Source organism: Streptomyces sp. NPDC107550, from assembly GCF_055639095.1.
The window spans coordinates 88,296-101,066 of record NZ_JBVKBC010000016.1 but is presented as its reverse complement, the minus strand read 5'-3'; the positions used below and the strand labels follow the sequence as shown (position 1 = coordinate 101,066).

At 74.2% G+C, this 12,771-nt stretch carries 12 protein-coding genes and 1 pseudogene; 10 read left to right on the top strand and 3 right to left on the bottom strand.

The genetic code is table 11. The features are described 5' to 3' along the window. The first annotated feature begins 52 nt into the window (after window positions 1-52). The 4 genes from ACZ7LY_RS21635 to ACZ7LY_RS21620 all read left to right on the top strand — a co-directional run bounded on the left by ACZ7LY_RS21635 (window position 53) and on the right by ACZ7LY_RS21620 (window position 3,295). Complete coding sequence (locus ACZ7LY_RS21635; RefSeq protein WP_471626279.1) at window positions 53-1,630, top strand: FMN-binding glutamate synthase family protein; 1,578 nt, start codon at window positions 53-55, stop codon at window positions 1,628-1,630. Between the two features lie 89 nt (window positions 1,631-1,719). Then, window positions 1,720-2,007: a hypothetical protein gene (locus tag ACZ7LY_RS21630; RefSeq protein WP_471626278.1), complete on the top strand. Its 288-nt coding sequence runs from the start codon at window positions 1,720-1,722 to the stop codon at window positions 2,005-2,007. Window positions 2,008-2,103: 96 nt separating this feature from the next. Beyond that, window positions 2,104-2,886, top strand: a complete 783-nt coding sequence (locus tag ACZ7LY_RS21625; RefSeq protein ID WP_471626277.1) for a VanZ family protein — start codon at window positions 2,104-2,106, stop codon at window positions 2,884-2,886. Window positions 2,887-2,890: 4 nt separating this feature from the next. After that, a complete protein-coding gene (locus tag ACZ7LY_RS21620) occupies window positions 2,891-3,295 on the top strand; it encodes an ATP-binding protein (RefSeq protein WP_471626276.1) in 405 nt (134 codons plus the stop codon). A 144-nt stretch (window positions 3,296-3,439) separates the two neighbouring features. Here the strand turns inward: ACZ7LY_RS21620 and ACZ7LY_RS21615 are convergent, their stop codons facing one another. Further along, window positions 3,440-4,099 carry an MBL fold metallo-hydrolase gene (locus tag ACZ7LY_RS21615; RefSeq protein WP_471626275.1) on the bottom strand — a complete coding sequence of 220 codons (660 nt, stop codon included), beginning with the start codon at window positions 4,097-4,099 and terminating at the stop codon, window positions 3,440-3,442. Then, on the bottom strand, window positions 4,099-5,184 hold the full coding sequence (locus ACZ7LY_RS21610; protein ID WP_471626274.1) for an S-(hydroxymethyl)mycothiol dehydrogenase: 1,086 nt from the start codon (window positions 5,182-5,184) through the stop codon (window positions 4,099-4,101). The genes ACZ7LY_RS21615 and ACZ7LY_RS21610 overlap by 1 nt, the downstream gene beginning before the upstream one ends. A gap of 178 nt (window positions 5,185-5,362) precedes the next feature. Between ACZ7LY_RS21610 and ACZ7LY_RS21605 the strand changes: the two genes are divergently transcribed. Next, window positions 5,363-6,154 (top strand): ABC transporter permease, encoded by a 792-nt coding sequence (locus tag ACZ7LY_RS21605; protein ID WP_471626273.1) that lies wholly within the window; start codon window positions 5,363-5,365, stop codon window positions 6,152-6,154. 25 nt (window positions 6,155-6,179) lie between these two features. Beyond that, the gene (locus ACZ7LY_RS21600) at window positions 6,180-6,674 is read left to right on the top strand and encodes a glutathione peroxidase (protein WP_471626272.1); all 495 of its coding nucleotides are present in this window, start codon (window positions 6,180-6,182) and stop codon (window positions 6,672-6,674) included. Between the two features lie 118 nt (window positions 6,675-6,792). Here ACZ7LY_RS21600 and ACZ7LY_RS21595 read toward each other — a convergent pair whose 3' ends face one another. Beyond that, the gene (locus ACZ7LY_RS21595) at window positions 6,793-7,248 is read right to left on the bottom strand and encodes an SsgA family sporulation/cell division regulator (protein WP_471626271.1); all 456 of its coding nucleotides are present in this window, start codon (window positions 7,246-7,248) and stop codon (window positions 6,793-6,795) included. A gap of 240 nt (window positions 7,249-7,488) precedes the next feature. Here ACZ7LY_RS21595 and ACZ7LY_RS21590 point away from each other — a divergent pair, with 240 nt between their 5' ends. The 4 genes and pseudogenes from ACZ7LY_RS21590 to ACZ7LY_RS21575 all read left to right on the top strand — a co-directional run bounded on the left by ACZ7LY_RS21590 (window position 7,489) and on the right by ACZ7LY_RS21575 (window position 12,763). Next, window positions 7,489-9,129 (top strand): sigma factor, encoded by a 1,641-nt coding sequence (locus ACZ7LY_RS21590; protein WP_471626270.1) that lies wholly within the window; start codon window positions 7,489-7,491, stop codon window positions 9,127-9,129. Window positions 9,130-9,223: 94 nt separating this feature from the next. Beyond that, window positions 9,224-10,774 (top strand): annotated as a pseudogene (locus ACZ7LY_RS21585) (ATP-dependent DNA ligase); the annotation flags it as partial. Window positions 10,775-11,013: 239 nt separating this feature from the next. Next, window positions 11,014-11,499, top strand: a complete 486-nt coding sequence (locus tag ACZ7LY_RS21580) for a cation:proton antiporter regulatory subunit (RefSeq protein ID WP_471626269.1) — start codon at window positions 11,014-11,016, stop codon at window positions 11,497-11,499. 4 nt (window positions 11,500-11,503) lie between these two features. After that, a complete protein-coding gene (locus ACZ7LY_RS21575; RefSeq protein ID WP_471626268.1) occupies window positions 11,504-12,763 on the top strand; it encodes a cation:proton antiporter in 1,260 nt (419 codons plus the stop codon). The last annotated feature ends 8 nt before the right edge of the window (window positions 12,764-12,771 follow it).

The following is a 12,771-nucleotide window of genomic DNA, read 5'->3' as shown; positions in this document are numbered from 1 at the left end:
CGGTCCGTGTCGGGGGTGCCCGGCGGCGCCCGGAGTGCGGTTGACTTCCCCTGTGCGCCGATATCTCTTCCTCCTCGCTGTCATCGCCGGTACGGCCGGCGCGCTCGTCCTCGCGCTCGGGGTCTCCGCCTGGTGGTGGTGCGCGGCCGGCCCGCTGCTCGCGCTCACCGCGCTGGGCGGCTGGGACCTCGTACAGCCGCACCACTCCGTGCTGCGCAACTACCCGCTCGTCGGGCACCTGCGTTTCCTGATGGAGGCCCTGCGCCCGGAGTTGCAGCAGTACTTCATCGAGCGCAACTACGACGGGCGGCCCTACGACCGGGACATCCGTTCCATCGTCTACGAGCGGGCCAAGGGCGTGGAGGCCGAGGAGCCCTTCGGCACCGAGCGGGACGTGTACGAGGTCGGGCACGAGTACCTGGTCCCGTCCATGCACCCGGTGGACCCGCCCAGCAGCGCTCCGAGCGTGCGGATCGGCGGCCCGGACTGCAAGCAGCCGTACGACATGGCCCTGTTGAACGTGTCGGCGATGAGCTTCGGCTCGCTGTCCTCCAACGCCATCCGCGCCCTCAACAAGGGGGCGGCGCTCGGCGGGTTCGCACACGACACGGGCGAGGGCGGCCTGTCCGAGTACCACCGCGAACACGGCGGCGACCTCGTCTGGGAGATCGGTACGGGCTACTTCGGCTGCCGTACCTCCGGCGGGCGCTTCGACCGCGCGGAGTTCACCGACAAGGCCGCGATCGACCAGATCAAGTGCATCTCGGTGAAGCTGTCCCAGGGCGCGAAGCCCGGCATCGGCGGGGTGCTGCCCGGCGGCAAGGTCAACGCGGAGATCGCGCGGGTGCGCGAGGTGCCCGAGGGCGAGACCGTGGTGTCGCCGCCCTACCACCGGGAGTTCTCGACGCCGCGTCAGATGATGCTGTTCCTGGCGGAGTTGCGGGAGATGTCTGGCGGCAAGCCGGTCGGGTTCAAGCTGTGCGTCGGCTCGCGGATCCAGTTCCTCGCCGTGTGCAAGGCCATGCTCGCCGAGGGCATCACGCCGGACTTCGTGATCGTGGACGGCTCGGAGGGCGGCACCGGCGCCGCTCCCCTGGAGTTCGCCGACCACCTCGGCACCCCGCTCACCGAGGGCCTGATCACCGTGCACAACGCGCTGGTCGGCGCCGGGCTGCGGGAGCACGTCCGGATCGGGGCGAGCGGCAAGGTGGCCACCGGCACGGACATGGTCAAGCGGCTCCTCCAGGGCGCCGACTACACGAACGCGGCCCGCGCGATGATGTTCGCCGTCGGCTGCATCCAGGCGCAGCGCTGCCACACCAACACCTGCCCGGTCGGCGTGACCACGCAGGACCCGCGCCGGGTGCGGGCGCTCGACGTGGAGGACAAGGCCGTACGCGTACAGAAGTTCCAGGCGGCGACCGTGCGCGGCGCCGGGCAGATCATGGCCGCGATGGGCGTGCGCTCGGCGCGGGAGCTGCGCCCGGAGATGCTGATGCGGCGCACGGCACCGCACGGGCTGCGCTCGTACGCGCGTCTGCACGAGTGGCTGGAGCCGGGGGCCCTGGTCTCCGGGCCGCCGCCGGGCTGGGCGGAGGACTGGGCCGCCGCGCGCCCCGACCGCTTCTGAGCGCCACCCCATGCTCCCGCTCCACGCGAACGAGCGGTGAACGCGGCCGCACGTCCGCGTGTCGGCCCGGGCGACGGCATCATGCGGCCATGGACGGTAGCGCGCTCCTGCGGGAGCTGTTCACGCCTGACGAGTACGAAGCGGTCCGCAGCCACGCGGACCATCTGGGCGTGACCGTGGTCGAGTACGTGCACGGCACGGTCGTCGAACGGGCCCTGGAGCGGCGGCAGCTCGCCCAGGCGACCCAGGCGCAGGCCCTGCACCTGGGCAAGCCGGCGGTGCCGCAGGTGGAGCGGCCGCGCGGCGGCGACGGCTTGGCCGCCCCGGCCCTGGAGCGGTTCCTCGACACCCTGGCCCACCCCACGGAGCCCGTCTGACCCACCCGTCACAGCCTGGCGGCCACCCGTGTGACAGCGGGCCAGAAGCGCGGTTTCCGGTTGTCTGATCGCCGCCATCGCGGGCATCCGGCAGACATGGCTACGGTGACGGCACGTCAGGGGAAGGTCGGAAAGCGCGGCGCGGGCGACGAGCGGCAGAGCGCCCGGGACCGCCCCGAGCGGCGCTGGTGGCACGGGGTCGCGCGGGCGGTGATCGCCGTCGTGGCGTTCCTGGCGCTGGTGGCGTTCTCGGCGGTGCTGGCCCGGATCACGCTGACGCCCTCCCCCGCGTCGGACGGGATCGCGGGGGCCAATCTGCGGCCCGGTTCGAGCCTGCGGCAGTACGCGCAGTCGTACACCTTCCTCGCCGCGTGCAAGCAGATCGGCGGAAACCTGTTGCTCGGCATGCCGTTCGGGGTGCTGCTCCCGGTGCTCGTGGGGCGCCGGATGCGGATGGTGCAGGTGCTCGCGCTCACCACTGTGGTCATGGTGCTGGTGGAGTTGGCGCAGGGCGCGATGGTGGAGGGCCGCGCCTTCGACATCGACGACATCCTGCTCAACACGGGTGGCGCGCTGATCGCGTACGCGCTCGTGGGCCGCCGGATCGGCCATCGGTACCACGCCATGGCCACTCCGGAGCGGTCCGGCCGCTTGAAGGGGCGGTTCACGGGGAAAGGGCCTTCACGTCGACAGGAGCGGTCCCCGGAGGGATCGCCTCGCACACGCCCGCTGCGGGCGCGCCTGCTCGGTCGGGACCGGGAGGGCGTAGAGGCCCGCGAGAACCGTACGGGTGACACGAGCCGTACGGACCGCACGAACCGCATATCCCGCATGACCCGCAAGAAGCTGTTCCAGGCAGGAGTACGCGAGAGGGAGTGATGACATGCGTGCGTTCAGGGGCGCCGCTCGGCGTGCCGCACGCGTGGAGTATCTGATGCCACGGGGCTCGGGGGCCGCCCGCTGGGCCCGCCGGCTGACCCGGTCGTTCCTCGAGGGACGCCCGCCGGACGCGGCGTCCGACGCGGAGCTGGTCGTCTCGGAGCTGGTGACGAACGCGACCCGGGCCCCGGACGCCCGCTGCCGGATGAGTCTGCGGCTGGACACCGCCGGGGAGTTGACGGTGGAGGTCCACGACGACGCGCCCGGCATGCCGCATCTGCGGGGCGCGTCACCGACCGCCGAGTCGGGGCGCGGGATCGCGCTGGTGCACGCGCTGTCGCGCCGCTGGTGCGTCGAGCCGGACCGGCACGGCGGCAAGACCGTACGCGCGGTCCTCGCCGCGTCCTGAGACTCCTCCCCCTGAGTCTCTTCCCCCGGAGGCCCCTCTTCCGCGCGGGGCGGCCGGGACCGGCCCGCGCGGGAGGCGCCTCGGGATGCGCCCTCGGGATGCGCCTCGGGATGCGCCCTCGGGATGCGCCTCGGGTGGCGGGCCTCAGTGGCCGCGGGCGATCCATTCGTCGAGGTGCGGGGCCTCCGCGCCGATCGTCGTGGAGTCGCCGTGCCCGGTGCGGACGACCGTCTCGGGCGGCAGCGTCAGCAGCCGCTCGCGGATCGAGTCGATGATCGTGGGGAAGTCGCTGAACGTGCGGCCCGTGGCGCCCGGCCCGCCCTGGAACAGGGTGTCGCCGGTGAACACCGTGCCGAGCGCGGGCGCGTACAGGCTGACCGCGCCGTGGCAGTGGCCCGGGGTGTGCAGGACCGTCAGTTCGACGCCGGCGACGGTGAGGCGCCGGCCGTCTGCCAGTTCGCCGTCGGGGGCGCGGTCGGGATGCGTGCGCTTCCACAGCTCGGTGTCGGCGGGATGCAGCAGGATCGGCGCGCCGGTGCGGGCGGCGAGCGCGGGCGCCGCGTCGATGTGGTCGTCGTGGGCGTGCGTGCACACGATGGCGACGAGGCGCCGCTCGCCCAGGGCGGTGGCGATGGCGTCGGCGTCGTGGGCCGCGTCGATGACGACGGCCTCCTCGTCGTCGCCGACGATCCAGACGTTGTTGTCGACGTCCCAGGTGCCGCCGTCGAGCGAGAACGTGCCCGAGGTGACGAGGTGGTCGACGCGGGCGCCGGGCGCGGGCGTGGCCGCGGGGGTGGCCGTCATCAGAAGATCACCACCGAGCGCAGCACGTCGCCGTGGTGCATCCGCTCGAACGCCTTCTCCACGTCGGTCAGTTCGATGGTCTCGGTGACGAACGCGTCGAGGTCGAGGCGGTTCTGCATGTAGAGGTCGATGAGCATCGGGAAGTCGCGCGAGGGCAGGCAGTCGCCGTACCAGGACGACTTCAGGGAGCCGCCGCGGCCGAACACGTCGAGCAGCGGCAGGTCGATGCGCATCTCGGGCGTGGGGACGCCGACGAGGACGACGGTGCCGGCGAGGTCGCGGGCGTAGAAGGCCTGTTCGTACGTCTCGGGGCGGCCGACTGCCTCGATGACGACGTCGGCGCCGAAGCCGCCGGTGAGCTTGCGGACGGCCTCGACGACGTCGGCGGAGCGGGAGTTGACGGTGTGGGTGGCGCCGAGCGAGCGGGCCTTCTCCAGCTTCTTGTCGTCGATGTCGACGGCGATGATCTTCCCGGCACCGGCGAGGCGGGCGCCGACGACGGCCGCGTTGCCGACGCCGCCGCAGCCGATGACGGCGACGGAGTCGCCTCGGGTGACCTCGCCGGTGTTGATGGCGGCGCCGAGCCCCGCCATGACGCCGCAGCCGAGCAGCCCGGCGGCGGCCGGGGACGCGGCCGGGTCGACCTTGGTGCACTGGCCCGCGGCGACGAGGGTCTTCTCGGCGAACGCGCCGATGCCGAGCGCGGGCGTCAACTCCGTGCCGTCGGCGAGCGTCATGCGCTGACGGGCGTTGTGCGTGGCGAAGCAGTACTGGGGGCGTCCGCGCATACAGGCGCGGCACTGGCCGCACACCGCGCGCCAGTTGAGGATGACGAAGTCGCCGGGCTCGACCTCGGTGACGCCGCCGCCGACCGACTCGACGACGCCGGCCGCCTCGTGGCCGAGGAGGAACGGGAACTCGTCGTTGATGCCGCCCTCCCGGTAGTGCAGGTCGGTGTGGCAGACACCGCACGCCTGGATCTTCACGACGGCCTCGCCCGGGCCCGGGTCCGGCACGGTGATCGTCTCGATGGATACCGGGGCACCCTTCGCCCGCGCGATCACGCCCTGCACCTGCTGTGCCATGAAGGTCAGCCCTCTTTCTCTCCGCGTCGTGCCTGTCGGTGCGTCACCGTCCGTCGCGCGCTGGGCGCCCCGCACGTGCCGCGTGCCCATCGTCGCGCACGGGCCGGGTACGGGACAGCACCGGGCCCGGGCGGCGCCGCCCCGGCACGACCCGAAGGACAGACCTTAGGCTGCCGGGATGCGTGGTGTGAGGGTGGCGGCGGCCACGTTGTTTCCGGTGGGCGGGGCGCTGGCGGCGGCCCTCGTCGTGCTGCTGCTCGCGGCGGTAGCGGTGGCGGCGGTGTTCCGGCTCGCGCCCGACGGGTCGTGGCGGCGGGGCCGGGACGTCGCGGTGGCGGGGGTGCGGGCGGCGGCGCAGTTGGCGGTCGTGTCGCTGCTCATCGGGTGGGTGGTGCGGCATGGGCCGGCGCTCGCGGCCTTCCTGCTGCTGATGTTCGCGGTGGCGGTGCGCACGGCCGGGCGGCGCGTCACAGCGGGCCCGGGCTGGTGGTGGGCGGCGGTGCCGATCGGGCTGCCGGTGCTGCCGGTGGTGGGCGCGCTGACGGGGTGCGGTCTGCTGCCGGCGCGGGGCATCACGCTCATCCCGGTGACGGGGATCCTGATCGGCGGGGCGCTGACGGCGACGGTGCTCGCGGGCCGCCGCGCCCTCGACGAGCTGACCGTGCGCAGGGGCGAGGTCGAGGCGGCGCTCGCGCTCGGGCTGCTCCCCCACGAGGCCCGTCTGGAGATCGCCCGCCCGGCGGCGTCGGACGCACTCCTGCCGGGGCTCGACCAGACGCGCACGGTGGGGCTCGTGACGCTGCCCGGAGCGTTCGTCGGCATGCTGCTCGGCGGGGCGTCCCCGGTGGCGGCGGGCGCGGTGCAACTGTTCGTGCTGGTGGCGCTGTTGGCGGTGCAGGCCGTCGCGGTGGCGGCGACGGTGGAGCTGGTGGCGCGGGGCCTGCTGCGCCGCCCCGGGACGGGGCCGTGAGCGGCGGTCGGCGTACGCTCCGTCCATGACCGTTTTTGACGCAGTGGAGATCGACCGGTTGCAGGGCGGCGCGCTCGACCTGGCCGGGTTCGAGGGCAAGGCCGTACTCATCGTCAACGTCGCTTCCAAGTGCGGCCTCACCCCGCAGTACGAGGCCCTGGAGCGGCTGCACGAGCAGTACGCGGCGCGCGGGTTCAGCGTGCTCGGCGTGCCGTGCAACCAGTTCATGGGCCAGGAGCCCGGCTCGGCCGAGGAGATCGCCGAGTTCTGTTCGGCGACGTACGGGGTGACGTTCCCCATGACGGAGAAGGTGGACGTCAACGGCGCGGACCGGCACCCGCTGTACGCGCGGCTCGTCGAGAGCGCCGACGACGAGGGGCACACCGGGGACATCCGCTGGAACTTCGAGAAGTTCCTGATCAGCGGCGCGGGCGAGGTCGTGGCCCGGTTCTCGCCGCAGACCACGCCGGACGACCCGCGCGTGGTCGCCGCGATCGAGAAGCAGCTTCCGGCGGCCTGACCGGCCGGCGCCGGGCGGTTCCCGGCCCCGCGCTCGACCGGGGCCGGGACGGTCCGCAGCGCCCCGCGCCGTCCTGCCGCCGGTCCGGGCCCGCGCGACGCGCCCGGGCCTGGGGCCGTCAGTCACGGTCGCCCCGGCCCTCGCCGTGCGGGCCGAAGAGGTCGTCGAGGGCGCGGTCCACGACCCCCGCCAGGTCCTCGGCGCCCGCGGGGACGAGCGCGTAGGAGCGGCGCAGGAAGCGGCGCAGCGCCGACGTGTCGAACTGGACGACGGCCATCCCCTCCGGCGCGTGCAGTTCGATGACGGTACGGGCCCTGCCGCACGGCCAGACATGGACATCACCGGTGCCGGTCGGGGCGCGCAGGCCGTCGTCGAGCAGGGTGCGGGCGAAGGCCCAGGTGACCTCGGTGCCCGCGAGCGTGGCCTCGGCGGGGAACGCGAGCCGCAGCGCGAGCGGGTCGGCGCTCACGTAGCGCAGGGTGACGTCGAGGGCGCGCTCCGGTCCCGTTCCGTCGGCGGTGACCAGGCAGGCACGCACGTGCTGTTCGAGGGTGACGGGCAGAGTGGCGGGCATGGCGGGCTCCCTTTCGCTTCGGCGCGGATATGTGGTGCTGCCCGTTCGACGCGGGAGCGGGGCCGCGTATTACGGCGTTTTCGACAACGACCTTTGTGACCTGCGCCACTCACCCCTCCATAATCCGACATTTCCGAAGTAGCGTTGCAAACCGCCGGACGCGCAGACCGGCCCGCAGCACGACCGCCGCCCGATCCGCCGTCGGGCGTTCCTGCCGATGCCCTACGGATGTGTCCTGTCATGACCGACGGCCCCGCCGCCGCTCCGATATCCGCCGCCGCCCCGGAAGGCGGCCTGAGCCCTGCCGCGTACGCCCGGATCTACGAGGCCGAGCAGCCGCGCCTGGTCGCCTACGCGCGCTCCCTGACCGGCAACCCGTGGCTCGCCGACGATCTGGTCGCCGAGGCCCACTTCCGTGTCTGGCGGCGGCTTTCCGCAGGTCACGAGGTGGAGAACGTCGCCGCGTACCTGACCACCACCGTCCGTCACCTCGCCGCCACGGCGGGACGCGGCGCGGCCCGCGACACGCCGATCGACCCGCACGCGGGCGTCGAGCCGGTACCGGCCGGCGGCGCGGACGAGGACCCGGCGGCGCACACGTCGTCGGTGGACCTGCTGCGGCGGGTCCTCGCCGACCTGCCCGAGCGCTGGGTCAAGGCGCTGTGGCTCGCGGAGGCGGAGGGCCAGCCGCTGGAGGCGGTCGGGCGGCGCATCGGCGCGGGCAGCGGGGCGACGGCCGTGCTGCTGCACCGCGCGCGGGAAGGCATGCGGCAGGCGTTCCTGCGCGGCCACCCGGGGCGCCCGCTCAGCGCGGAGTGCCAGGGGTTCTGGGACCGGATGCCCGCGCATGTGCGGGGTGCGGCGAGCGCCCGGCAGTCGGAGCGGCTGCTCGCGCACACCGACGGCTGCGACGACTGCCGTGCCCGGCTCGCCGTGCTGCTGCGCGCCAACGACCGGCTGCCCGCGCTGGTGGGCCCGGCTCTCCTGGTGTTCGCGCTCGGCGGCGCGGGCAAGTTCCTGCTGCCGCCGGCGGCGGGCGCGGGCGCGGGTGCGGCGGCCGGTCACGGGGCGTCGTCCTCGTCGGGCGTGTCCCACGGCGTACGTCACCTGCTGACCGGCGGCGCGAAGGCCCCGGCGGCGGTCGCGGGCGTCCTCGGCGTCACGGTGGCGGGGGCCGCGGTCGCGGCGGGGCTCGTGCTCAGCGGCTCGGACGGCGGGGCTCCGGCCCATCGGGACACGGCGGCGGTGGCCGACGCGCCGACCGAGCGGGGAACGGGCCGGCCTTCGGCTCCTTCCGGGCCTTCGACTCCTTCCGCGTCTCCGGAGGCCGGCGGGTCTGCGGGGGCGGGTGGGGCTTCGGAGGCCAGTGGGTCTGCGGGTGCCGGTGGTTCTGCGGAGGCCGGTGAGCCTGCGGGGGCGGAACCCTCCGCCGCCGCGACACCTTCGACTCCCGGGGCTTCGCCCACCTCGTCCCCGTCCGCTCCCTCCACAGCGCCGTCGCCCGGCACGCCCTCGGCGGCTCCCTCGCGCGGGCCCGCGTCACCGGCTCCCCGGGAGGGCACGCCCTCGACGGCACCCGTGACCCCGAAGGCTCCGGCGGTCCCCGCGCCCCGGACGGCCACCCCGGCGCCGAGCACGTCACCGACGACGGTCCCCACATCCCCCGCGCTCCCCGAGCCCCGGGTCCTGACGCCCCCGCCGCCCACACCGACGCCGACCGGCACTCCCCCGCCGACCCCGACCACCACTCCCCCGACCACGGCGCCCACCCCGACGCCGACGGTCACGCCCACCCCGACTGCCACACCCACACCCACGCCCACCCCCACCTGCCACCACTGGCACGGCCCGATCTACATCTGCCACGTCGACGGCGGCTGACCGCTCCGGAAGGCCCGCGCGGGCGCCCGGGCGCGGACACGCGGGCCCGGCGTCCGGCCGTGCACGCGCGCGCCCCGCGTAGCACCATGGCTGCATGCTGTTCTCCCGGCTCGCCCAGGTGTCCCAGGAAGTCGCCGCCACCTCCGCGCGGTCCCGGAAGATCGCGCTGCTCGCGGAGCTCTTCGCGGACGCGGCGCCGGAGGACGTGCCGATCGTCATCCCGTATCTGGCGGGACGCCTCCCGCAAGGGCGCCTCGGCATCGGCTGGCGGGTGCTGAGCGAACGCGTCCCGCCGGCCGCCGAACCCCGCCTGAGCGTGCAGGACGTGGACGCGGCGCTGACCGATCTCGGCGATGTGTCGGGCGCCGGTTCGCAGGCGGAACGGCGGCGGCTCGTCGGGGAGTTGATGGGCGCGGCGACCGAGGAGGAGCAGCGGTTCCTGTTCGGGCTCGTGACCGGCGAGGTACGGCAGGGCGCGCTCGACGCGGTCGCCCTCGAAGGGCTCGCGCGGGCCACCGACGCTCCCCCGGCGGACGTGCGGCGCGCGGTGATGCTGGCGGGCGGGCTGCAACCGGTGGCGCGGGCGCTGCTCGCGCGCGGGCCCGCCGCCCTGGAGGAGTTCCGGCTCACGGTCGGGAACCCGGTGCAGCCGATGCTGGCGCACGCGGCCGGTTCGGTCGGTGAGGCGCTGGACAAGCTGGGCGCCTGCGTCGTCGAGGAGAAGCTGGACGGCATCCGCGTACAGGTGCACCGGGACGGGGACGAGGTGCGGGTGTTCACGCGCACGCTCGACGACATCACCGACCGGCTGCCCGAAGTGACGGCGGCCGCGCGGGAGTTGCCCGGTGAGCACTTCATCCTGGACGGCGAGGTCATCGCGTTCGACGCGTCGGGCAGGCCCCGGGCGTTCCAGGACGTGGCGGGGCGGGTCGGGTCGCGGGTGGACGTGGCGAGCGCGGCGCGGGCGCTGCCCGTCTCGCCGGTCTTCTTCGACGTGCTGTACGCGGGTGAGGACGGCGGCGATCTCTTGGAGACGCCGTTCGCGCGGCGGCACGAGCGGCTGGCGCGTCTCGTGCCCGAGCCGATGCGGGTGCGGCGCGCGGTCGTGGACGACGCGTCGGACGCGGGGCAGCGGGCCGCCGCCGAGGCGTTCTTCGCGGCGACGCTGGAGCGCGGGCACGAGGGCGTGGTGGTCAAGGGGCAGGAGGCGGGGTACAGCGCCGGGCGGCGCGGGGCGTCCTGGCTGAAGGTGAAGCCGGTGCACACGCTGGACCTGGTGGTGCTCGCGGCGGAGTGGGGACACGGCCGGCGCACGGGCAAGCTGTCGAACCTGCATCTGGGCGCCCGGCGCGAGGACGGCTCGTTCGCCATGCTCGGCAAGACGTTCAAGGGGATGACGGACGCGGACCTCGCCTGGCAGACCGAACGCCTCGGCGAGCTGGCCGTCGAGGACGACGGCCATGTCGTACAGGTGCGGCCCGAGCTGGTCGTGGAGATCGCCTACGACGGGTTGCAGCGCTCGACGCGCTACCCGGCCGGGGTCACGCTGCGCTTCGCGCGCGTGGTGCGCTACCGGGAGGACAAGACCGCCGATCAGGCGGACACGGTGGAGACGGTGCTGGCCTCGGCTCCCGAGGCGCGGCCGGAGCCCCGGGGCGACGCGGGACCCGGGAGCGGCGGCGGGCCCCAGGACGATGACGCACCCCAAGACGGCGACGGGCCCCAGGACGGCGGCCGACCCCAGGGCGACCGCTGACCGTTTCTTTGCCAAAACATGAGGCGTATAGGGTGACCCCCGCACCGAAAGGTGCAACCGCCACCTATAGGCGGCCGGCTGTCTCGGCCGGACCCACGCACGGACCAAGGGGAGATGAGGGGATCACCGTGCCCGCTTCACGCCTGAGCAGGACACCATTGCCGGGGATCGGCTACCGCTACGACCTGACCACCCGCGAACAGCGCCAGCTGTCGGTCGTCGCGCACCGGGACGGGGGCCGCACGCTCAGCGCGTACGGGGCCGACGACCCGGACGCCTGCGCCCTGTCGCTGAAGCTGACGTCGGGCGAGGCCGCGTACCTCATCGACGCGCTGATGCCCTCGCACCACAGCCCGAACCTGCTGCACACCACCGACCTCGGGCTGGTGGCCGAGCGGATCGAGATCCCCGCGACCTCGTACTGGAACGGCCGGCTGCTCGGTGAGACGCAGATGCGGACCGAGACCGGCGCCTCCATCGTGGCCGTGCTGCGCCGCGCCGACGCGACCCCCTCCCCCACGCCCGACTTCCGGCTCGCGGGCGGCGACACGGTCATCGTCATCGGCACCCGTGAGGGCGTCGAGGCCGCCGCCGACATCCTGGGCCGGGAGTGATCGGATGCATTCCGCTGTCTTCCTGATCGAGTTCGGTGCCATCATCCTGGCGCTCGGCCTCCTCGGCCGTCTCGCCGGCCGGCTGCGCTTCTCGCCGATCCCGCTGTATCTGCTGGCGGGGCTCGCGTTCGGCGAGGGCGGTCTGCTGCCGCTCGGGGCGAGCGGGGAGTTCGTCGCCATCGGCGCCGAGATCGGCGTGATCCTGCTCTTGTTGATGCTGGGCCTGGAGTACACGGCCAGCGACCTCGTCAGCAATCTGAAGACCCAGTATCCGGCGGGGCTCGTCGACATGACGTTCAACGCGCTGCCGGGTGCCGTCGCCGCGCTGCTCATGGGCTGGGGCCCGGTCGCGGCCGTCGTCCTCGCGGGCGTCACCTGGATCTCCTCGTCCGGCGTCATCGCCAAGGTCCTCGGGGACCTCGGGCGGCTCGGCAACCGTGAGACGCCGGTGATCCTGTCCATCCTGGTCCTGGAGGACCTGGCGATGGCGGTCTACCTGCCGATCATCACGGCCCTGCTCGCGGGCGTCGGCTGGGCGGCCGGCGGTCTCACCCTCGCCATCGCGCTCGGCGCCGCCGGGCTCGTGCTGTTCATCGCGGTGCGCTTCGGGCGGCACATCTCGCGGTTCGTCTCCAGCGACGACCCGGAGAAGCTGCTCCTGGTCGTGCTCGGCCTGACCATCCTGGTCGCCGGGCTCGCGCAGCAGTTGCAGGTGTCGGCGGCGGTCGGCGCGTTCCTCGTCGGCATCGCGCTGTCGGGCGAGGTCGCGGAGGGCACGCACACGCTGCTCTCGCCCCTGCGGGACCTGTTCGCCGCCGTCTTCTTCGTCTTCTTCGGCCTGCACACCGACCCGGCGAGCATCCCGCCGGTCCTGCTTCCCGCGCTGCTGCTCGCGGTGGTCACGGCGTGCACGAAGATCTTCACCGGCTGGTGGGCCGCGCGGCGCGCCGGGGTGTCCGTGAAGGGCCGCTGGCGGGCGGGCGGCGCGCTGGTGGCGCGCGGCGAGTTCTCCATCGTCATCGCGGGGCTCGCCGTCACCTCCGGCATCGAGCCGCGTCTCGGCCCGCTGGCGACGGCGTACGTGCTGATCCTCGTCGTCGTGGGCCCGCTGACCGCCCGCTACACCGAGCCGCTCGCGCAGCGCCTGTTCGGCCGCTTCATGGGGCCGGCCGCGACCGTGAACGGCGTGCCGGGGCCGCGCGCCCCGCAGGACGGCACCGACGCCGCCTCCGCGCTCGACGCCCGGGAGGCCCACCGCCCCTGAGCGGCGGG